At 59.8% G+C, this 19,755-nt stretch carries 19 protein-coding genes; 9 read left to right on the top strand and 10 right to left on the bottom strand.

The genetic code is table 11. From position 1 onward, the window contains the following. From AB7M29_RS11115 to lapD, 3 genes are all read left to right on the top strand, one after another. A complete protein-coding gene (locus AB7M29_RS11115) occupies positions 1-396 on the top strand; it encodes a YbaN family protein (RefSeq protein WP_052966914.1) in 396 nt (131 codons plus the stop codon). A gap of 124 nt (positions 397-520) precedes the next feature. Beyond that, positions 521-1,228, top strand: a complete 708-nt coding sequence (gene lapG / locus AB7M29_RS11110) for a cysteine protease LapG (RefSeq protein WP_052966913.1) — start codon at positions 521-523, stop codon at positions 1,226-1,228. A gap of 21 nt (positions 1,229-1,249) precedes the next feature. Then, positions 1,250-3,190, top strand: coding sequence for a cyclic di-GMP receptor LapD (gene lapD, locus AB7M29_RS11105; RefSeq protein ID WP_217858399.1), 1,941 nt, complete (start codon positions 1,250-1,252; stop codon positions 3,188-3,190). A gap of 85 nt (positions 3,191-3,275) precedes the next feature. On the opposite strand, the gene AB7M29_RS11100 is transcribed toward lapD, so the two are convergent. From AB7M29_RS11100 to AB7M29_RS11055, 10 genes are all read right to left on the bottom strand, one after another. Then, complete coding sequence (locus tag AB7M29_RS11100; protein ID WP_123360272.1) at positions 3,276-4,331, bottom strand: AI-2E family transporter; 1,056 nt, start codon at positions 4,329-4,331, stop codon at positions 3,276-3,278. 82 nt (positions 4,332-4,413) lie between these two features. After that, a complete protein-coding gene (locus AB7M29_RS11095) occupies positions 4,414-5,220 on the bottom strand; it encodes a DUF4892 domain-containing protein (protein WP_217858400.1) in 807 nt (268 codons plus the stop codon). Positions 5,221-5,228: 8 nt separating this feature from the next. Further along, positions 5,229-5,888: a glutathione S-transferase family protein gene (locus AB7M29_RS11090; protein ID WP_217858401.1), complete on the bottom strand. Its 660-nt coding sequence runs from the start codon at positions 5,886-5,888 to the stop codon at positions 5,229-5,231. A 50-nt stretch (positions 5,889-5,938) separates the two neighbouring features. Beyond that, the gene (locus AB7M29_RS11085) at positions 5,939-6,793 is read right to left on the bottom strand and encodes an alpha/beta hydrolase (protein ID WP_217858402.1); all 855 of its coding nucleotides are present in this window, start codon (positions 6,791-6,793) and stop codon (positions 5,939-5,941) included. Continuing rightward, positions 6,790-7,596: an alpha/beta fold hydrolase gene (locus tag AB7M29_RS11080; protein ID WP_454246851.1), complete on the bottom strand. Its 807-nt coding sequence runs from the start codon at positions 7,594-7,596 to the stop codon at positions 6,790-6,792. Before AB7M29_RS11080 ends, AB7M29_RS11085 begins: the two co-directional genes overlap by 4 nt. 176 nt (positions 7,597-7,772) lie before the next feature. Continuing rightward, positions 7,773-8,216 carry a hotdog fold thioesterase gene (locus AB7M29_RS11075; RefSeq protein ID WP_052966908.1) on the bottom strand — a complete coding sequence of 148 codons (444 nt, stop codon included), beginning with the start codon at positions 8,214-8,216 and terminating at the stop codon, positions 7,773-7,775. A gap of 32 nt (positions 8,217-8,248) precedes the next feature. Next, on the bottom strand, positions 8,249-9,916 hold the full coding sequence (locus AB7M29_RS11070; protein ID WP_217858404.1) for an AMP-binding protein: 1,668 nt from the start codon (positions 9,914-9,916) through the stop codon (positions 8,249-8,251). Positions 9,917-10,127: 211 nt separating this feature from the next. Further along, positions 10,128-10,580 (bottom strand): phosphohistidine phosphatase SixA, encoded by a 453-nt coding sequence (gene sixA / locus AB7M29_RS11065; RefSeq protein ID WP_217858405.1) that lies wholly within the window; start codon positions 10,578-10,580, stop codon positions 10,128-10,130. Continuing rightward, a complete protein-coding gene (locus tag AB7M29_RS11060) occupies positions 10,577-10,924 on the bottom strand; it encodes a DUF4389 domain-containing protein (protein WP_052966905.1) in 348 nt (115 codons plus the stop codon). Before AB7M29_RS11060 ends, sixA begins: the two co-directional genes overlap by 4 nt. 30 nt (positions 10,925-10,954) lie before the next feature. Further along, positions 10,955-11,980, bottom strand: a complete 1,026-nt coding sequence (locus tag AB7M29_RS11055) for an NAD(P)H-dependent glycerol-3-phosphate dehydrogenase (protein WP_052966904.1) — start codon at positions 11,978-11,980, stop codon at positions 10,955-10,957. Between the two features lie 196 nt (positions 11,981-12,176). On the opposite strand from AB7M29_RS11055, the gene AB7M29_RS11050 reads away from it, so the two are divergent. From AB7M29_RS11050 to AB7M29_RS11025, 6 genes are all read left to right on the top strand, one after another. Further along, a complete protein-coding gene (locus tag AB7M29_RS11050; RefSeq protein ID WP_454246850.1) occupies positions 12,177-14,300 on the top strand; it encodes a TonB-dependent receptor plug domain-containing protein in 2,124 nt (707 codons plus the stop codon). Between the two features lies 1 nt (position 14,301). Next, positions 14,302-15,234, top strand: a complete 933-nt coding sequence (locus AB7M29_RS11045) for an ABC transporter substrate-binding protein (protein ID WP_217858407.1) — start codon at positions 14,302-14,304, stop codon at positions 15,232-15,234. Further along, positions 15,231-17,132 (top strand): ATP-binding protein, encoded by a 1,902-nt coding sequence (locus tag AB7M29_RS11040; RefSeq protein ID WP_217858408.1) that lies wholly within the window; start codon positions 15,231-15,233, stop codon positions 17,130-17,132. The genes AB7M29_RS11045 and AB7M29_RS11040 overlap by 4 nt, the downstream gene beginning before the upstream one ends. A gap of 247 nt (positions 17,133-17,379) precedes the next feature. Next, complete coding sequence (fabA, locus tag AB7M29_RS11035) at positions 17,380-17,895, top strand: 3-hydroxyacyl-[acyl-carrier-protein] dehydratase FabA (RefSeq protein WP_007899046.1); 516 nt, start codon at positions 17,380-17,382, stop codon at positions 17,893-17,895. 11 nt (positions 17,896-17,906) lie between these two features. Next, positions 17,907-19,127: a beta-ketoacyl-ACP synthase I gene (fabB, locus tag AB7M29_RS11030; RefSeq protein WP_052966900.1), complete on the top strand. Its 1,221-nt coding sequence runs from the start codon at positions 17,907-17,909 to the stop codon at positions 19,125-19,127. 419 nt (positions 19,128-19,546) lie between these two features. Then, entirely contained in the window at positions 19,547-19,735 is a 189-nt protein-coding gene (locus tag AB7M29_RS11025; RefSeq protein ID WP_030130084.1) for a hypothetical protein, read from the top strand. The last annotated feature ends 20 nt before the right edge of the window (positions 19,736-19,755 follow it).

The raw sequence follows: 19,755 nt of genomic DNA, 5'->3' as shown, positions 1-19,755 counted from the left end.
ATGGACAACCCCATAGGCAACCGCCCCCTGATGTTGCGCTACGTCCTGCTGGCCATCGGCTGGCTGAGCGTAGCGCTGGGGGTGATCGGGATTTTCCTGCCGGTGCTGCCCACCACACCGTTCCTGTTGCTGGCGGCCGCCTGTTTCGCCCGCAGCTCGCCGCGTTTCTATCAGTGGCTGGTTGAACATCCACGGCTGGGGCCGTGGGTTCGCGACTACCTGAGCGGCAATGGCATTCCGCTCAAGGGCAAGGTCTACGCCATCGGATTGATGTGGGCGAGCATCCTGCTTTCCTGCTATCTGGTGCCCCTGCCGTGGGCGCGCGGGTTCATGCTGACCAGTGCAGTGCTGGTGACGGTTTATATCCTCAAGCAGAAAACCCTGCACAAATCTTGAGATTGATCGTTCCCACGGTCCCCGTGGGAACGATCATCGACTCTGCGTCTTTCGTCCGACGACCTGCCCTTCCTCGCTGAAAACACCGCCTAGACTTCAGACATCTGCACCCGAGCAGCCAGACATGTCCCGCAGTCCGCGTAGTCCAGGATGGTCAACGCTCCGACTTCGGTTCGGCGGATGGCTGCTGCTGACGAGTTTTCTGCTGGCAGGGTTGGGCAGCGTATGGGCCGACTGGGACTTTGCGCAGATTCTGCAAACGGCCGAAAAACGCTACGCCCCCCTTGGCCTGGCCCGGGGACGGATCGAGGCCTGGAGTCAAATGCTGCAAAGCGAACGCAACCAGCCTGAGCGCGAACAACTGAACGCGGTCAATCGCTTCTTCAATCAACAACTGAGCTTTCAGGACGACACGCGTATCTGGCGTCAGACCGATTACTGGGCCACGCCCGTCGAATCCTTGATCAAGGGCGCCGCCGACTGCGAGGACTACGCCCTGGCGAAATATTTCAGCCTGCGTCACCTAGGCATTCCCAGCGAGAAACTGCGCATCACCTACGTCAAGGCCCTGACCCAGAACCAGGCGCACATGGTGTTGACCTTCTACAGCAGCCCCACGGCCGACCCGCTGGTGCTGGACAATCTGACCGGGGAGATCCGCCCCGCGTCCCAACGCAAAGACCTGTTGCCGGTGTACGCCTTTAACGCCGAAGGCCTGTACTTGCCGGGAGCCCATGGTGGCAAACGCAGCAGCGACTCGAAAAAACTGTCGCGCTGGCAAGACGTGTTGAAAAAAATGCAATTTGAAGGGTTCGCCGTGGGCGAAGGCTAGCCGCTACTGCAAGGAGCGTTTATGTCACTGCGTAAACAGTTGTTTCTCGCCATTTGCCTGTTCTTGCTGGTGGCCTTCGGCGGCAGTTTTTTTGTCAGCCTGGAAAGCTCTCGCGAACAGACGCTCAGCCAGTTGCGCTCCCACGCCCAGGACGCCGCCACGGCGCTGGGCTTGTCATTGACTGCACAGATCGATGACCCGGCGATGATCGAGTTGATGGTCAGCTCGATTTTCGACAGTGGTTATTTCAGCAGCATCCGGGTCGTCAATATTGTGGATGAACAAGTGTTGGTGGAACGCAGCGCACCGCCGCAAATCGAGGGTGTTCCCGGCTGGTTCGTCAGTCTGGTTGACCTGCGTCCACAGGGTGGCGATGCGCTGATCATGCGTGGCTGGGAGCAAGCGGCTCGGGTCGAAGTGCTGAGCAATCCGCAATTCGCCTTGGCCAAACTCTGGGACAGTACCCTCGGCAGCCTGATCTGGTTGCTGATTTGCGGGTTACTTAGCGCGGTATTTGGTGGCTGGCTGTTGCGCCGGCAATTGCGCCCGCTCGACAACATGGTCAAACAGGCTGAAGCCATCAGCAAACGCGAGTTTCGCAGTTTGCCGAAACTGCCGCGCACACCGGAACTCAAACGCGTGGTGCTGGCCATGAACCAAATGGTCGAGAAGCTCAAAGCGTTGTTCGCCGAAGAAGCCGCGCGCAGCGAAAAACTGCGCTCCGAATCTTATCAGGACAACCTCACGGGCCTGGCCAACCGGCGCTTGCTGGATGAACAACTGGCCGACCAATTACTGGTTTCCGAGCAAAGCCGCGACGGCCATTTGCTCATGCTGCGGATCAATGACCTGATCGGCCTCAACCAACGTCTGGGCGGTCAGCGCACCGATGCCCTGATTGGCGCCGTCGGCGAATTGCTCAAACGCCTGACGCTGCCACCAGAACGTCGAACCTGGCTCGCGGCGCGCAATCGCGGTGGCGAATTCAGCTTGCTGACCCCGGGCCTGGACAGCAAGGATGCTGCACGCCTGGCTTCCGAAATCAGCGCCACCCTGGAAAACCTGCGCCTGACCGGTGCCAGCGACTGCATGCCCGTGGCACATCTGGGCGTGGTCGCCTATCACCCCGGCGAACCGGCGAACGACGTGCTGCTGCGCCTCGATCAAGCGCTGACCCAGGCCCGGCAACACCCCGAGCGGCCGTGGATACACATGACCCATTCCGATACCGCGCCGAACCAGTCCCAACACGATTGGCGCAGCTGGATCGACGACGCGCTGACCGAGGGTAAGATGCAGCTGTATTTTCAACCGGTGGTGCAGTGCGCCGATACCAGCCAGGTGTTGCATCACAAAGTCCTCGCGCGCCTGCTCGACCCGCAAGGCGACGCGATCGCCGCCGGACATTTCCTGCCGTGGATCGAGCGCCTTGGCTGGTCGGCACGATTCGATCTGGTGATGCTCGAAACCACTCTCGAATATCTGGCCGCCAACCGTTGGCCACTCGCGTTGAGCCTCTCCGGCAGCACCCTGCGCGATCAAGCGCAGCTGCAACAAATTCTCGATCTGCTGGAATCACTGCCGGAACTCGCGCCACTGCTGACCCTGGAAATCGACGAACGCCAACTGCCGCCCCCCGAAGAACTGCAACGTCTGAGCCACAGTCTGCTCAACACCGGTTATCGCATCGGGCTGCAGCACTTCGGCGGTAGCTTCAACCAGATCGGTAACCTGACGCAGTTGGGGCTGGCTTACCTGAAAATCGACGGAGCCTATATTCGGGGCATCGATGAACAGACTGACAAACGCCTGTTCATCGAGGCGATTTTCCGGGCAACCAACAGCATTGATTTGCCGTTGATTGCCGAGATGGTGGAAACGCAGGGGGAACTGGAAGCGATTCGGGAGCTGGGGTTGTTTGGGGTGATGGGAAGACTGATTGGGCCACCGGAGCCGATGTGAGTCGCAAGGCCCGCATGATCAGATACACCGCGTCATCGTTCATCGCGAGCAAGCTCGCCCCCCAAAGGTGTTCAGTGCCAGCGCCTCAGGGCCGGCGATCCTCGACCCGAGCCTGACTCTTGCTCCAATCGGTCAGCAGGCTGTAAGCCACGGCCAACAACGTCGGGCCGATGAACAGACCGATAAACCCGAACGCAATCAACCCGCCAAACACCCCAAGCAGCACAATCACCAACGGCAAATTCCCGCCCCGACTGATCAGGTACGGCTTAAGTACGTTGTCGACTCCGCTGATGATGAACGTACCCCAGATCCCGAGGAACACCGCCATCCCGTACTCACCCTTCCAGGCCAACCACGCCGTGGCCGGAATCCACACCAACGGCGGCCCCATCGGAATCAGACTCAGCAAAAACGTCACAATCCCCAGCACCAGCGCCCCAGGCACGCCGGCAATCAGGAAACCGATCAACGCCAGCACGGCCTGAGCCGCCGCCGTACCGATCACCCCATTGACCACCCGCTGCACCGTGCCCGCCACCAGGTCTATGTAATACCCGGCGCGGTCGCCAATCAGCCGTTCCAGCAACCCATGGACAAACACCGCCAACCGCGGACCGTCCCGGTAGAAAAAGAACACAAAGACAATACTCAACGTCAGCTCGAGGATGCCACCGCCAATCTGTGCACTGCGCGCCAGCAACCAGTTACCGACCTGCCCCAGATAAGGCTTGATCGCCAGCATCATCGCTGCGCCTTGCTGATCGATGCTGTTCCAGATACCCACCAACCGCTCGCCGACCAAGGGAATACTGCCCAGCCAGGTCGGTGCTTCAGGCAGACCGTCGACTTGCACATCCTTGATGAACACCGTGGCATCGCGTACATGATCCGCCAGGTTGAAGCCCAGCCACACTAGCGGTGCTGCCACCAACAACATCCAGCCCAACGTCAGTAACAGCGCCGCCAGGGATTCACGGCCATTGAGCCAACGGGTCAACAAACGCATCAGCGGCCAACTGGCAAACGCCAGCACCGCCCCCCAGAACAGCGCCGACCAGAACGGCGCCATTACCCAGAAGCTCGCGCCAAACAGCACCAGGAGCAGAATCTGCACCAACAGCCGATCGTTATTGGGCATGTATGATCCCGAAAAAAGTCAGACGAAAAAGTCAGTCAACGAAGAGTAGGCGAATGCGCAGAACACGTTCGCCCAATGAAGCTTACCGCAACAGCTCGAAGTGCAGGCCAGAGCCTTCGACGTTGCCGGTTTCCATCCGTGCCGACCGTACGCCTTGGCCGATCAGCGCCTGGCGCCAGGCTTCAGCATTGGGCCCCGAAACATTGACGCGCAATGTGGTGTCCAGGTTCAGGCCTCGGGAAATCAAACGCAGCCAGGTGTCGTCAGGGTCACCGTCGAGTTTGGGAAAATCAAGTTCACCGGTGCTCTTGAGCTGCCGCAGCAAGGTCGCGGAAGTTGGCAGCAAATCACCCAGCGGCGCCGTGGCATCGAACTGTTCGACGTGCAGATAAGCCCTGCGATTACCGCGCGTGATGCTGTAAAGCGCCACGAGCGTATTGTCTTGAGGGGCCGCCAGACGCAACAGCAAATAAGCCTGCTGATTATCGGCGCCATACAATTTGGCATTACCGAAGACTTCATTGGCCCACAGGCTGCTTTCGCCACAATCCCGGGCCTGGCACCAGAACAACAACTCGGCGCCCTGCTTTTGCAAGGCTTCGCGAGCGTTGGTGAAGGCATCGGTAGAGGAATGCTCCGGTGGTAATTCGTAGGTCACCGAGGTGGTTTGACCCCGGGCGGTGACTTGGCCGTCAAAGCGCAACTGACCACTGATCTTGCGGATAGAACCCAGCGGGTAGATCCGCTCAAGCTCGACAGCCGGGCGATAGTCGACGATCTGCGCATCGGCCATACGCGGCACGATCGGCAGGTCCTGACTGCCAGGGATATCAGCGGCAAATAAAAGAGGACTGAAACAACACAGCGCCAGCAGAGTGAGTGAACGCATGGAGAGACTCATCGAATCAGCATGGCCTGGGCACCCTTGATGACACTGTCGTCATCGATGCGCTCGGGCACCAGTAAACCGCGTTGGATCGCAGGGCGCGCCTCCATGGTCGCCATCCAGCGCTGCAGGGCTGACAAGCCATCCACCGCGACACCGGACCATTCATGGCCACGAACCCACGGAAAAGTGGCAATGTCGGCAATGCTGTATTCGCCCGCCAGAAACTCTACGGCTTGCAGACGCGTGTCGAGCACTTCATACAAGCGCCGGGTTTCATGTTGATAACGGTCGATGGCGCCTTGGAGTTTTTCCGGGAAGTAACGGAAAAACACGTTGGCCTGGCCCTGCATCGGCCCGATCCCACCCATCTGGAACATCAGCCACTGCAACACCACCGAGCGCCCCTTGGGGTCCTGGGGCAGCAGTTTGCCGGTCATCTCGGCGAGGTAAATCAGGATCGCGCCGGACTCGAACACGGCGAAATCGCCATTGGCACGGTCGACAATCGCCGGAATCCGGCCATTGGGATTGATCTTGAGGAAGTCCGGGGACTTCTGTTCCTTTTTGTCGAAACTCAAGGCATGCACCGTATAGGGCAGGCCGAGTTCCTCGAGCACGATAGAGACCTTGTGGCCATTCGGGGTCGCAGCGGTGTACAGATCTATCATGGTTGTCTCCCATTTCAACCCGCCCAGCCTCGACAGTTGCCGGGCGCAAGTCAAGGAACGGCGAAGAACCGATTGAAACAGTCTGCGACAAGGTCGGCACCGGGTTCGTCATTCAGGTGCAAATGATGGCCGCCAGGCAACTGTTCACGGCTAAAGGGTAGACGTTCCAGCAACTCGGGATGTTTGGCGAGCATGCCGTCAGCCGCGACCACCAGATGTGCAGGACAACTGACACGCTGGACGAAGGCCATCGCCTGTTCAGTGGTCAGACGTAGCGGCGATGGAAGGGTCAGGCGGTTGTCGGTGCGCCAGGTATAACCGCCCGGCACCGGCATCAAGCCACGCTGGGCCAGCAGTTCGGCGGCTTCGCGACTGACCGCCACCAAGCCTTTCATTCGTGCTTCGATGGCGCGATCGAGGGTGTTGTAGACCGGTTTGCGTTTGTCCCGCAGATCCAGCTGCGCTTGCAGGGCCATGCCCATGCGCTCGGCAGCGTTTTCGCCTTTGTCTGTAGGAGGAATGATGCCGTCGATCAAGGCCAGATGAGTCACCCGCTCCGGCAACGACCCGGCCAGCACCAGCGAGACGATCGCCCCCAGGGAATGCCCCAGCAGTGCAAAACGTTTCCACCCCAACTGCTCGGCCACTTGCAGCACATCGTGGGCGTAGTCCCACAGCGCGTAACCGGCGCCATTTGGCCGATGCCCCGAGTGACCATGCCCGGCCATATCCAGCGCGATGATGCGCAAACCCTTGAGCTTCGGTGCCAACCTCGCAAAGCTGTTGGCGTTGTCCAGCCAGCCGTGCAAGGCGATCACCGGCAAGCCGTCCTCGGGCCCGAACAAGTGCGCCGCCAACTCGATATGCGGCAGGCTCAGGCGAACTTCTTCGACGACGCTGTTCATGCGCAATCCTGTTGGCTGCGACCGTCCCAGCGACTGAACAGATTCTTCAGCAGCGTGGCCGTGTCTTGTGGACGTTCGAGGGGAAACATGTGCCCGCCGGGCATGGTCAAGGATTCGCCCAAGGGCATGCGCCCGACGGAACGGGCGTGATGGCGCATCACCACACGGCTTTTGTGCCCGCGAACCACCGCCAGCGGCACTTTCAACTGCCGTGCCCGACCGGGGCTGGTGTGGGGCACGCCACGGTAGATGCTGATTTCCGTGGCCGGGTCGAAACGCAGGCGCAACTTGCCACCGACATTGTGCAAACCATGTTGAAGATAAGCCTCGAAGCATTCCGGATCGAAGCCACGAAACAGGGTTTTACCGGCGAAATACAGGCGGGCTGAGTCCAGATCGGCAAACTCTTCCCGTCGTCCCAACGTACGGCCGGCGGGGGTCAGCCGATCGATGAAACCGAAGCGCTTGGCGGCCCGGATCACCCATTGATCGGCGCGGGTCAGCACCGGCGAATCGAGCATTACCACGCCGCGATACAGCTCAGGGCAACGCAAGGCGGCGTGCAGGTGCAGCACGCCGCCAAAGGAGTGACCGACGCCCCAGACCGGTTCCGGTTGCTGCTTGAGGTGATGAAGCAGCTCATCCACCAGATTGTTCCAGTTGTCGTCCGCCGGAAAGCGCGGGTCGTGGGCGTGCTGCTCCAGATGCGTCACCTGATACTCGGGCGCCAGCGCCACGAACAACTTGCCGTAGGTCCCCGAAGGAAAGCCATTGGCGTGGGCGAAAAATATCTGTTGCGACATACCTGCAAATCCATGAGCGAGAACGGGGGTTGATTGTCCGTAAGACCATGTCCTACAGCAATGACCATAACTGCCAGGAATGGTGGTAGGAGATGTCGCCGCCAAAATTAAAAGATCAAAAGATCGCAGCCTTCGGCAGCTCCTACCGAAGCCTGCGATCTTTTGATCTTGCTGCTTCAACGCGCCGGCGGATTCTCCCCCACCGGCACCACCGCCATGGTCAACCGCGACACACAACTGGCTTTGCCCTCGTCGCTGCTCAAGCGGATATCCCAGACATGGGTCGTGCGGCCAATGTGAATCGCCTTGGCCACCGCCGTCACTCGCCCACTGCGCAGGCCGCGCAAATGATTGGCGTTGATTTCCAGGCCCACGCAATAAAACTTGCTGGCGTCGATGCACAGGTAACTGGCCATCGAGCCAACGGTTTCGGCCAGCACCACGGAGGCGCCGCCGTGCAACAAACCATAGGGCTGGTGCGTGCGATGGTCGATGACCATGCTTGCGGTCAGGGACTCGTCATCGAAGGCTTCGAAGCGAATATCCAGCACTTCGCCGATGGTGTTTTTCTGGATTGCGTTCAACTGCTCGACGTTGGGAGTGGTGCGCCACAGACTCATCGTTACGTTCCTTTGTTGGAGTTGTTCGTGGCTCAATCCTGCCACAGCACCGCCTCGCTGCGCTCGCTCCATTCTGCAAACCGAGCACCGTAAGCCGCTTCGATCATGTTGCGCTTGATCTTCAGGGTCGGTGTCAGGAAGCCGTTTTCCACCGCCCAACTGTCCTTGACCACTACCAACCGGCGCAAGCGCTCATGCCTGTCGAGAACGCCGTTGACCTCCTCCAGCAGTTTTTCCAGACTCGAATGCAAACCCGCCCGAGCCGACCCCTTCGCGTCCTGCTGACCGACCGCCGACAGCACGCACAACCCCAGTGGTGCGCTCAGCCCATCGCCAACCACGCACACTTGTTCGATCCGCGCATGCACCGCCAGGCGATTTTCAATCGGTGCCGGGGCAACGTATTTGCCTTTGCTGGTTTTGAAGATTTCCTTCAGGCGCCCGGTCAGGCGCAGGTTGCCTTCGGCGTCTTCCTCGCCCTTGTCACCGGTGCGCAGGAAACCGTCTTCGGTGATGGCTTCGGCAGTTTTCTCAGGTTCCTTGAAATAGCCGAGCATGGTCGCGCCGCTGCGCACCAATACTTCACCAGACGGCTCGATGCGCACTTCGACTTCCGGGCATGGCTTACCGATCCAGCCGGGTTTGTTCTGACCCGGCAGGCCGATGTGGGAATAACCGCAACTTTCGGTCATGCCATACACCTCCAGCACATCCAGCCCCAGTTTTTGGTACCAGCGCAACAAGGTCTGCGGCACGGGCGCAGCACCGGACAAGGCGATGCGCAAGGCGTCCAGCCCCAGCCCGGCGAGGACTTTGTGCCCTACCCGTTTGCCGATGAAGGGCAAGCCGAGCAGAAAGTCGAGGCGTTTAGCCGGGATCTTGCTGTAAACGCCCATCTGGAATTTGGTCCAGATCCGCGGCACACCGAATAGCGCGGTGGGCCGGGCACGTTTTAAATCAGTGAGAAAAGTGTCGAGGCTCTCGGCAAAAAATACTGTTTGCCCGGTGTAGATCGACGCCAACTCGACGAACATCCGCTCGGCGACGTGGCACAGCGGCAGGTAGGACAGCAGGCGATCCGACTCATTCAGGCCGAATAACTGCGTGCCGCGGGTGGTGGCAAATCCCAAGGTGCCGAAACTGTGCATCACGCCTTTGGGTTGGCCCGTGGTGCCGGAGGTGTAGATGATGGTCGCCAGTTGATCGGCGAAGGGTTTGGGGTCGTCCTGAATCGGCGAACTGCGCTGCAGATCGGCCCAGCTGAAATCGAAAGTGCCGGCCGGACACAGCGGCAGGCTGATGGTCGGCAGGTCGGGGTTGACCCCAGTGGACATGCCCGGCCAGTCATCCAGCTTGCCAATGAACACCAGCGCGGCTTCGGAGTGATTGAGTACCTGAGCCACGGAATCGGCGGTCAGATTGGGATATAGCGGCACCGAGACGTGCCCGGCCATCCAGATCGCCAGGTCGGCGATGATCCAGTGGGCGCAATTTTTCGAGATCAGCGCGATATGGCTGCCTTGTGGCAATTCGCGAGCCCGTAGCCAGTGGGCGGCACAGCGCGCCTGATGGCCGACGTCGGCCCAGGTCAGCGTTTCGACCTGGCCGCCCCCCATTGGCTGGACCAGAAAGCGCTGGCGGGGATGACGGGCTTCACGCTCGTAGAAGGCGTCCAATGGCAAACGGGAAGCAGCAGACATGCGACTTGCTCCTTTATTTTTTGTCTGGAGCAAGCGTAGTCAACCAAGCAAGTGCTTGGTTGACTATTTCACACAAAAAAATCAGGAGCGACACTTAACCTGTGGGAGCGAGCTTGCTCGCGAAGAGGGCGTATCAGTCGACACCATTGTTGCCTGACACACCGCCTTCGCGAGCAAGCCCGCTCCCACATTAGCCCGGGTTCGTCGGGAACTATGGGTGCTTGATGCCGTTGAGCTTCATCGACCCGATCAGCAGTTCATTGTTCTCCAGCTCGGCCAGCCCGGCGGTGCTGACTTTTTCCGGTGGATAGCCAGCGCCGTGCTGCAGATAGCTCAGCAGGTTGCCCACCAGCGGATTGTGACTGACCAGCAGGACATCACTCACCGATACAAGCTGCTCCGCCACTTTGTCCGGATCAGTATCCGGGGTCAGCCAGTCGACCGTGCGAATCTCGGGCACGAAACCCAGCGCCGTACGCACAATTTCTGCCGTCTCCTGCGCTCGCAGAAGAGGGCTGGAATAAATGGCGGTGAGCGGCTTTCCGATCAATTGGGCGGCAGTGCGCAACACCTCTTCACGCCCCTTGACGGTCAATGCCCGCTCGGAGTCCGGACGAGTGCCGTGAGGTTCGGCTTCGCCATGACGCAATACCCAGAGTTTCATAGTTTTGGCTCCTCATCTCGGGCCGGATGCGGTGCTGGCGCCACAACGTGCGGAGCTTCACCTTCCGGTGTACGCGGCGTCGGCCAGTCGGCGAACGGCCAAGGCTTCTGGTCGCTGTGAAAGCTGCCGAAACGACCGATCTGCGCCAGAAACTGGCTCAGGCTGTCGCCGAAGTTCATCAGGCTGGCGCTCGGTGCGCCATAAATCAAACGATAGATCAGCTGCACCAATACCACCGCACCGAGGATCAATTGCGCCACTTGCCAGACCAGCACATAGACAATCATCCACAGCACCCGCAGCAGGATGGATTCGTACTTGGCTTCTACTTTCGGATCATTCATGTCTTGCTCCCTGCCCTGTAGATGGGGTGTTTAGTTGAAACCGCTGGTGGAGATAAAGTCGACGTCGGTTTTAGGCTCGGCACGCATCAGTAGACCGATGACCTGCTCCAGCGTGCGCCCTTCAAAGAGGATGGCATGCAATCCGGCGACCAGCGGCATATACACGCCCGCTTCCTGCGCCTTGGCCTTGAGCACCTTCAGGGTGTTCACGCCTTCGGCGACTTCACCAAGACGCGTCACCGCATCCTCAAGGCTCAAACCCTGACCGAGGGCAAACCCGACCTGATAGTTTCGGCTTTTCGGCGACGAGCACGTCACGATCAAGTCGCCCACGCCCGCCAGCCCAAGGAACGTCATCGGGTTGGCGCCTTGATTCACCGCGAAGCGGGTCATTTCCGCCAGCGCCCGGGTGATCAGCATGCTCTTGGTGTTTTCACCCATGCCCAGCGCCACCGCCATGCCGGCGATGATCGCGTAAACGTTTTTCAACGCCCCGCCCAATTCCACGCCAAAGCGGTCAGCGCTGGCGTACACACGAAAGGTCTTGCCATGCAGCGCTTCCTGAACCCGTTGGCAAAGTTCTTCGTCTTCACTGGCGACCACCGTGGCGGTCAGCGCGTGTTCGGCGATTTCACGAGCCAGATTCGGGCCAGACAGTACGCCGATGCGCGCTTGTGGGGCGATCTCTTCGAGAATCTCGCTCATCAGCTTGAAGGTGTGAGCCTCGATGCCTTTGGTCAGGCTCACCAGCAATTTGCCGCTCAAACGCTCGGCGTGAGGGACCAGCACCGAGCGCAGCGCGCTGGACGGCAGCGCGACGAAGCACAGGTCGCAGGCCTCCAAGGTGGCTTGCAGGTCCGTGACCGCTTCCACCGCCGGAAGAATCTTGATGCCTTTGAGGTAACGCGGGTTCTCGCGATTGACCCGAATGGCCTCGGCCTGTTCGGGGTCTCGCATCCACAGCCGGACCTGATGCCCATTCTCGGCCAGCAGATTAGCCACGGCGGTACCAAAACTTCCGCCTCCCAGGACCGCAATTGGGCGCTGTTCAGTCATATGCAATCCGTTAATCCATACCAGTGGCGATGCCGGCATTATACGGAGCGGCCCGGTCGCGGCCAGCCCCAGCATCAATTACCGACACTTGTAGGAAGAAGACCAAGAAAACCGAGGAAAATGCCCACAACGTGACTGGAAAAGTCTTTGCGCTCGGTTAACATGCGCGCCAACTAATCGCTATCAAGGCCGTGCCGTGTCTTTTGGCTTTCCCTGCCCTCGCTCGCCGATGGTACTGGCGCTGATCTTCAGCTCGCCATTGCTGGCCGACGATCTGTTTCTCGACAATGATCCGTTGCCGCAAGTGCTGACGGCGACGCGCCTGAAGCAGTCGCCTGCGGCCGTGCCGGGGAGCATGACGGTGATCGACAGCGAACTGATCAGTGCCAGCGGCGCGCGGGACATCAGCGAGTTGCTGCGGCTGGTGCCGGGAATGATGGTCGGTAATATCAGCGGCAATCAGGCGGCGGTGAACTACCACGGCACCAAGGCCAGCGAAGCGCGACGCATGCAAGTATTGATCGACGGCCGCTCGGTGTACCGCGCAGGCCTGGCCACGGTGGACTGGAGTGATATTCCGGTGGCCATGGAAGACATCGAGCGCATCGAGGTTTTCCGTGGCCCGAACACCGTCAGCTACGGCGCCAACGCACTGATGGCGGTGGTCAATATCATCACCCGCAAACCGGCCGACAGCCACGGCACGCGGCTGAAAGTCACCCGTGGCCAGCGCGGTATCAACGATTTCTATGCCAGCCAGGGCATGGGCTGGGACAGCGGCGACTTGCGGCTGTCATTGTCCGGCCAACAAGACGACGGCTTCGACTCGGATCGCACCGGCGCCGATTACCGCGACAGTCGTCGCTTGAACCGCTTCAGCCTCGCCGTCAGCCAGATGCTCAATGAAAACCAGAGCATCGACTGGCAACTGAATGCCAAGGACGGGACTAACCAGCGGCCCTATACCTACCGTCCGGTGTTCTCAGGGATTACCGCCGCGGGGAACAATTCCGACGTCATCGCCAAGGACTATGCCGGCTCGCTGCGCTGGAACCTGGACATCAATCCCGATCACAGCCTTTATATTCAAGGCTCGGCCCAACACTGGGATCGCCAGCAGACCTGGCGTGCCTGCGATGCCGAGATCTCGTTCAGCCCGGAGCTGACCCAACTGTGGCAACTCAACCCGAACTACACCGAACGTCTGGCGCGCAACATGGACCGCTACACCGTTTCCGGCGCACCGGCAGGGACCGCGGCTGAGCGTGCGCTGGGCAATCAGGTACTGAGGCAATGGCAAGACGGCGCCCGGCAAACCCTCTGCGGCGACATTGACCAGAGCGCCCGGGAATCGCGCTACGACCTCGAACTGCAAGACACGCTCAGCCTGTCCGACAGTCTGCGGCTGGTCAGCGGCATGAACTATCGTTACGACCGGGCCAATTCCGAGACCTACTTCAATGGCACGCTCGACGACACCACCTGGCGGGCGTTCGGCCAACTCGAGTGGCGCGCCACCGAGCACTGGTTGCTGCAGGGCGGTGCGATGTACGAAGACACACAATTGACCGGTAACTCACTGACCCCACGGGTGGCGGTCAATTACCTGATCAACCCGCGCCACGGCTTGCGCGCGGTGTATTCGGAAGCCATCCGTTCACCGGACATGTTCGAGAACAACGTCAACTGGAGTTATCAGGTGACCAACCTGAAGCCCAGCGCCTACGGCCAGTCCAGCGCCCGTTATTTCGTCAAGACCCGCGGCCCGGGCGACCTCGAACAGGAACGCATGCGCTCCAGAGAGTTGGGCTACAACGGCTACTTCGCAGAGTGGGGGCTGGCGGTCGACGTGAAGCTGTTTTACGACGAAATCACCGGCATGATCAGCGAACCGTTGCGTAACAACCAATACATCGCCAGCAACTCGAACAGCTCGCGCTTCAGCGGAACTGAAACCCAGCTGGATTGGCGCGTCAGCAGCGCCGATCGTCTGCGCCTGACTTATGCCTACGTCGATGCCGAGGCCAGCAACCCGCTGGATGCACAACAGACCGCGCGCAACAGCGGCTCCGCTGGTTGGCTACGCAGTTGGGGCCAGGGCTGGAACAGTGCGCTTTTCTACTATGGTGCCGACGCCCTCAACGGTTATCGCTTCGAACGGGTCGACACCCGCATCGCCAAACGCATTGGTTTGGGCAAGGCCAATCTGGAACTGGCCGGGATCCTCCAGCAACGCCTCGACAATCAGCCCACCACCTTCGTCGACAACAACTACGACGATCGCCGGGTGCTCTACTTCAGCGCGGAGCTGGAGTTTTAAGATGCCGCATCGCCCGCCACCGAAGACGCCAACCCTTGGCTGCCTGCTGGCCGGGTTGTGCCTGGTGTTTACCGGGCTGCTATGCAATCTGCCGGCACGGGCCGCTGACATTCTGCTGACCGGTGCCGAGGACAGTCCCGGCATGCAGTCTTTCGTCCAGGCCCTCAGCGAGCTGCGCCCCACCGACAGCGTGCGCTTCCAGCCTGTCGCCAGCCTACCGGCGCCAGGCCAACTGCCCGTCGACACCCGCCTGATTCTGCTCGACTTGCCGAGCCTCGACTGGCGTCTGCAAGACGCTCAGGGCCCTGCAACGCTGGTTCTGCGCATCAGCCGTCTGCAAGCCCGCCAACGCTTGGGCAATGAAATGCCCACGCACCTCAGCCTGCTCTGGAGCGATCCTCCGCTGGATCGACAGTTGCGCCTGACCCGACTGCTCCTGCCTGAGGCTCGACGGGTCGGCGTGCTTTTCGACAGCCACAGCGAATTCTTGTTGAAGGAAGTGCGTCAGGCCGCCCTGCCCCTGGGCCTTGAAGTGGTCACCGAGCGTTGGGATAACACCAATGACAGCCGCCCCTTGCAGGCCCTGCTGAAAAACAGCGATGTGCTGCTGGGCCTGGACGACCCTGATCTGTACAACCCGAAAACCGTGAAAAACCTGCTGCTCAGCAGCTATGCGCGGCAACTGGCACTGATCGGCCCCAACGCAGCCTTTGTCAGGGCCGGCAGTCTGGCCAGTACTTACAGCGACCAGAACGATTGGCTGAAGATTCTCGACGAACTGCTCGACCGCCCTTCGAGCACCTGGCCGCGCGCGCTTTATCCGCAACACTTCAAGGTCTTAAGCAACCCGCAAGTGGCTCGTTCACTAAGTATTGAACCGATGAATGAAGCCTCTGTCGCAACACAGCTGGCCGAAGGAGAACGCCGCCCATGACCTTCCGTCGCGGTTGGGACATCAATACCCGCACCCAGATCATCAGCCTCGGCCCGGCCCTGCTGCTGACGTTGCTGCTGATCAGTTTTTTCACCTTCGTGCGAATCCAGGACCTGCGTCAGGAACTCAATCACACCGGTCAGCTGATCGCCAATCAACTGGCGCCGGCCACCGAATACGGGGTCATTTCGGGCAACAACGAGGTGCTCGAGAGTTTGCTCAAGGCCACCCTGGCCACGCCCAACGTACGCTTTCTGGAAGTGCAGGACAGAGCCAACCGGATTCTGGTGTACGTCGAACAACCGTCGGAAGCCCACCACCGCTCGCATCAGGTCGAAGTGTTCCAGGCACCGGTGCGCCTGCAACGCATCGCGCTCAACAATGACTTTTTCCAGAACAGCCGCACCGTCGCCAGCGCGCCGGGCGAGGATTATCTGGGCCGGGTGATCGTCGGCCTGTCCAATGACGCCTTCAACCAGCGCCAACAGGAAATCCTCTTCAAGGCCGGGATCCTCGCCTTGTTCGCTCTGCTGTTTACATTTTTACTGGCTCGGCGCCTGGCCGGCAGCCTGTCGCAACCGATCCACGACATCGGCAACGCCGTCAAGGCGATTCAGAAAGGCGACTACAAAACGCCCCTGCCGATTGTCGACGACACTGAACTGGGCGCCCTGTCGCAGCACATCAATAACCTTGCCCAAGGCCTTGAGCAAGCCAGTCGCGAACAGCATCAGGCCATGGCGCAATTGATCCAGACCCGCGAGGAAGCGGAAAAGGCCAACAACGCCAAATCCGATTTCCTCGCGATGATGAGTCACGAATTACGCACGCCTATGAATGGCGTGCTGGGCATGCTGCAACTGCTGGAAACCACGGAGATGACTGAGGAGCAGATCGAGTACGCGGCGCTGGCCTCGGAGTCCACCGAACACCTGCTCAAAGTGATCAACGACATTCTCGATTTCTCGCGCATCGAGCGTTCGGAACTGGAGCTGGAGCACATTCCATTCAACCTCGCGGACCTGATCGGCAGTTGCGCCCAGTCGTTCCAGCACAGCGCGGTGCAACGCGGGCTAGAACTACAACTGCAGGTACCCGAGGACATGCGCGCCCTGCAGGTTCAGGGCGATCCGACGCGGATTCGGCAGATTCTGGTCAATCTGGTCGGCAACGCGCTGAAGTTCACCGAACGGGGCCGCGTCACGATCGAACCGCAGTGGCAGTCCCTGGATCACGAACTGCTGTGGTTCACCTGCACCGTGCGCGACACCGGGATCGGCATCCCGGCCGAAAGCCTGGAATTAATGTTCAATGCATTCCAGCAGGCCGACAGTTCTATTTCAAGACGTTACGGCGGCACTGGACTGGGCCTGCCGATTGCCCGCACTCTGGCTGAGCGGATGGGCGGCACCTTGCGCGCTCAGAGCGAAGAAGGCGTTGGCTCGGTGTTCACCCTGGAAATCCCTTTGGCTCTGTATAAGCAGCCACTGCCGGTGCTGACGCCACGAGGACATACCGGCAATGACCACGGCGAAGGTCGTGATGTGCTGCTGGTGGAGGACAACGCGGTCAATCGCACCGTTGTCGAAGCAATGTTGCGCAGTCTGGGCTTTACTGTGAGCGTCGTCACCGATGGTGCACAAGCGGTGCGTAGCGCCAAGAGCCGGAGTTTCGACGCGATTCTGATGGACTGCCGACTGCCGGTCATCGACGGCTACGAAGCCACCCGACAGATTCGCCAACTACCCGGCTGTGCTGACGTGCCGATCATCGCGCTGACGGCCAATGCCTTGCAGGGCGACCGTGAAGCCTGTTTATCGGCGGGAATGAACGATTACCTGGCCAAGCCCTTCAAACGCACGGATCTACAGCAAATTCTGCAGCGTTGGGTGCAGTAGTGCAGGCCTTTCGGCTATCTGCGACTGGCGTGAAACACGAAAGTGCGGCAGTCTTAGGCACCCGAACAGGCCCGAAAAGGGGCTTGAATAATAATTTCAGTGCACAAGTGTACATTCATGTCCTTGGTGCTGTGACTTTCACCACAACGCAATAGTCTATGAGTAGGCTGCTGACTCGAGGCATGAACGCTTCGATCGGCCGGGAAGATTCGCCCCACCCTGCCGCATGGACTATTGAGGAGCTCGCATGACCAAACAAAACGCCTTTACTCGGGAAGACCTGCTGCGCTGCAGTCGTGGTGAGTTGTTCGGCCCAGGTAACGCGCAACTGCCCGCCCCGAACATGCTGATGGTCGATCGCATCACCCATATCAGCGAAGAGGGTGGCAAGTACGGCAAAGGTGAATTGGTCGCCGAGCTGGATATCACTCCAGACCTGTGGTTCTTCGCCTGCCACTTCGAGGGTGATCCGGTAATGCCGGGCTGCCTGGGCCTCGATGCCATGTGGCAACTGGTCGGTTTTTTCCTCGGCTGGCAAGGCTTGCCAGGCCGCGGACGCGCCCTGGGTTCGGGCGAAGTGAAATTCTTTGGCCAGGTACTGCCAACCGCCAAGAAAGTCACCTATAACATCCATATCAAACGCGTCCTGAAGGGCAAGCTGAACATGGCCATTGCCGATGGTTCGGTGACCGTCGACGGCCGCGAAATCTATACCGCCGAAGGCCTTCGGGTCGGCGTTTTCACCTCCACTGACAACTTCTAAGGGTTATCCGCATGCGCCGCGTCGTTATCACTGGTCTGGGCATCGTTTCGTGCCTGGGCAATGACAAAGAGACCGTCTCCGCTAACCTGCGTGCAAGCCGCCCTGGCATCCGGTTCAACCCGGAATATGCTGAAATGGGTCTGCGTAGCCAGGTTTCCGGCTCCATTGACCTTCCCCTCGAAGAATTGATCGATCGCAAGATCTTTCGCTTCGTCGGCCACGCGGCGGCTTACGCCTACCTGGCCATGAAAGATGCCATCGCAGACTCCGGTCTGACCGAAGAGCAGGTTTCCAACGTGCGTACCGGCCTGATCGCCGGCTCCGGTGGCGCGTCGACCTTGAACCAGATGGAAGCGCTGGACATCCTGCGCGAGAAAGGCGTCAAACGCGTGGGCCCGTACCGCGTCACGCGGACCATGGGCAGCACCGTTTCGGCTTGCCTGGCCACGCCGTTCAAGATCAAAGGTGTGAATTACTCGATCTCCTCCGCGTGCGCCACCAGTGCTCACTGCATCGGTAACGCCATGGAACAGATCCAGATGGGCAAGCAGGACGTAGTGTTCGCTGGCGGCGGTGAAGAAGAACACTGGAGCCAATCGTTCCTGTTCGACGCCATGGGCGCACTGTCCAGCCAGTACAACGAAACCCCGGAAAAAGCTTCCCGTGCCTACGACGCCAAGCGTGACGGTTTCGTCATCGCCGGCGGTGGCGGTATGGTCGTGGTCGAAGAGCTGGAACACGCTCTGGCCCGCGGCGCGAAGATCTACGCGGAAATCGTTGGCTACGGCGCGACCTCCGACGGCTACGACATGGTCGCCCCAAGCGGCGAAGGCGCCATCCGCTGCATGCAGATGGCCATGTCCACCGTCGACGCACCGATCGACTACCTGAACACCCACGGCACCTCGACTCCGGTCGGCGACGTCATGGAAATGAAAGGTGTGCGTGAAGTGTTCGGCGACAAGGCTCCAGCCATCAGCTCCACCAAGAGCCTGTCGGGTCACTCCCTGGGCGCCGCCGGCGTTCACGAAGCGATCTACTGCATGCTGATGATGGAAGGCAACTTCATGGCGGGTTCCGCCAACGTCGACGAACTGGACCCGGAAGTGGCAGACATGCCAATCCTGACCAAGACTCGCGAAGACGCCACCATCAACACCGTGATGAGCAACAGCTTTGGCTTCGGTGGCACCAACGCCACGCTGGTACTGAAGCGCTGGCAGGGTAAGTAATACCCCGCCGCTTCGCTTCAAATAAAACGCCCCGACTGGTTCGGGGCGTTTTTTTTTGCCTGAATAAAGCAGCCAGTTAAGCACAAACCTGTGGGAGCGGGCTTGCTCGCGAAGACGACCGCACATTCAACATCAATGTGTCTGTCAGACCGCTTTCGCGAGCAAGCCCGCTCCCACAGGTTTTGCGGTGCTCAATCGATCAGGCTCGAACCGTGGTTTTCTGCCTCTCGAACATGAAACATTTGTCATGAAACTCAATGGCCTGCGACCGAATGTCGCGTATTTCGCGGGCTGCAGGACTTTTGCCGATTCTGCAAAAATGGGTTGCCGAACTCTGTCGTTTACTTAGCCAGCTAACAAAATATATAACAAAGGCCTGCACACGCCTTGCTGCAGATAACAGAGATTGGAGCTAGCAGATGACTGTAAAAGTAACTGAACGCGACGATTCACATATGTCCCATGAAGGCATCGCCGCCGGTATCCGCATCTGGGATGTACATCAACAAGACCTGTTGGTCGGGATGTTTCACTCCGAAACCGAAGCCCACCAATACAAGGCCGAACTGGAAACACTGGAGCAGCAGCGCGAAGCGCGTTCTGCATAATGACCGCATTGAAAACGACA

The organism is Pseudomonas sp. F-14 TE3623 (genome assembly GCF_053629015.1).
The sequence above is the reverse complement of the archived record's forward strand: the minus strand, read 5'-3'. Positions and strand labels throughout refer to the sequence as shown.

What these genes read in the sequence shown, in the direction of transcription:
- AB7M29_RS11040 (WP_217858408.1), top strand. Translation starts at nt 15,231, where the DNA reads ATGACCTTCCGTCGCGGTTGGGACATCAATACCCGCACCCAGATCATC.
- lapD (WP_217858399.1), top strand. Translation starts at nt 1,250, where the DNA reads ATGTCACTGCGTAAACAGTTGTTTCTCGCCATTTGCCTGTTCTTGCTG.
- AB7M29_RS11070 (WP_217858404.1), bottom strand. Translation starts at nt 9,916, where the DNA reads ATGTCTGCTGCTTCCCGTTTGCCATTGGACGCCTTCTACGAGCGTGAA.
- AB7M29_RS11080 (WP_454246851.1), bottom strand. Translation starts at nt 7,596, where the DNA reads ATGTCGCAACAGATATTTTTCGCCCACGCCAATGGCTTTCCTTCGGGG.
- AB7M29_RS11045 (WP_217858407.1), top strand. Translation starts at nt 14,302, where the DNA reads ATGCCGCATCGCCCGCCACCGAAGACGCCAACCCTTGGCTGCCTGCTG.
- AB7M29_RS11090 (WP_217858401.1), bottom strand. Translation starts at nt 5,888, where the DNA reads ATGATAGATCTGTACACCGCTGCGACCCCGAATGGCCACAAGGTCTCT.
- fabA (WP_007899046.1), top strand. Translation starts at nt 17,380, where the DNA reads ATGACCAAACAAAACGCCTTTACTCGGGAAGACCTGCTGCGCTGCAGT.
- sixA (WP_217858405.1), bottom strand. Translation starts at nt 10,580, where the DNA reads ATGAAACTCTGGGTATTGCGTCATGGCGAAGCCGAACCTCACGGCACT.
- lapG (WP_052966913.1), top strand. Translation starts at nt 521, where the DNA reads ATGTCCCGCAGTCCGCGTAGTCCAGGATGGTCAACGCTCCGACTTCGG.
- AB7M29_RS11095 (WP_217858400.1), bottom strand. Translation starts at nt 5,220, where the DNA reads ATGCGTTCACTCACTCTGCTGGCGCTGTGTTGTTTCAGTCCTCTTTTA.
- fabB (WP_052966900.1), top strand. Translation starts at nt 17,907, where the DNA reads ATGCGCCGCGTCGTTATCACTGGTCTGGGCATCGTTTCGTGCCTGGGC.
- AB7M29_RS11025 (WP_030130084.1), top strand. Translation starts at nt 19,547, where the DNA reads ATGACTGTAAAAGTAACTGAACGCGACGATTCACATATGTCCCATGAA.
- AB7M29_RS11085 (WP_217858402.1), bottom strand. Translation starts at nt 6,793, where the DNA reads ATGAACAGCGTCGTCGAAGAAGTTCGCCTGAGCCTGCCGCATATCGAG.
- AB7M29_RS11060 (WP_052966905.1), bottom strand. Translation starts at nt 10,924, where the DNA reads ATGAATGATCCGAAAGTAGAAGCCAAGTACGAATCCATCCTGCTGCGG.
- AB7M29_RS11115 (WP_052966914.1), top strand. Translation starts at nt 1, where the DNA reads ATGGACAACCCCATAGGCAACCGCCCCCTGATGTTGCGCTACGTCCTG.
- AB7M29_RS11055 (WP_052966904.1), bottom strand. Translation starts at nt 11,980, where the DNA reads ATGACTGAACAGCGCCCAATTGCGGTCCTGGGAGGCGGAAGTTTTGGT.
- AB7M29_RS11100 (WP_123360272.1), bottom strand. Translation starts at nt 4,331, where the DNA reads ATGCCCAATAACGATCGGCTGTTGGTGCAGATTCTGCTCCTGGTGCTG.
- AB7M29_RS11075 (WP_052966908.1), bottom strand. Translation starts at nt 8,216, where the DNA reads ATGAGTCTGTGGCGCACCACTCCCAACGTCGAGCAGTTGAACGCAATC.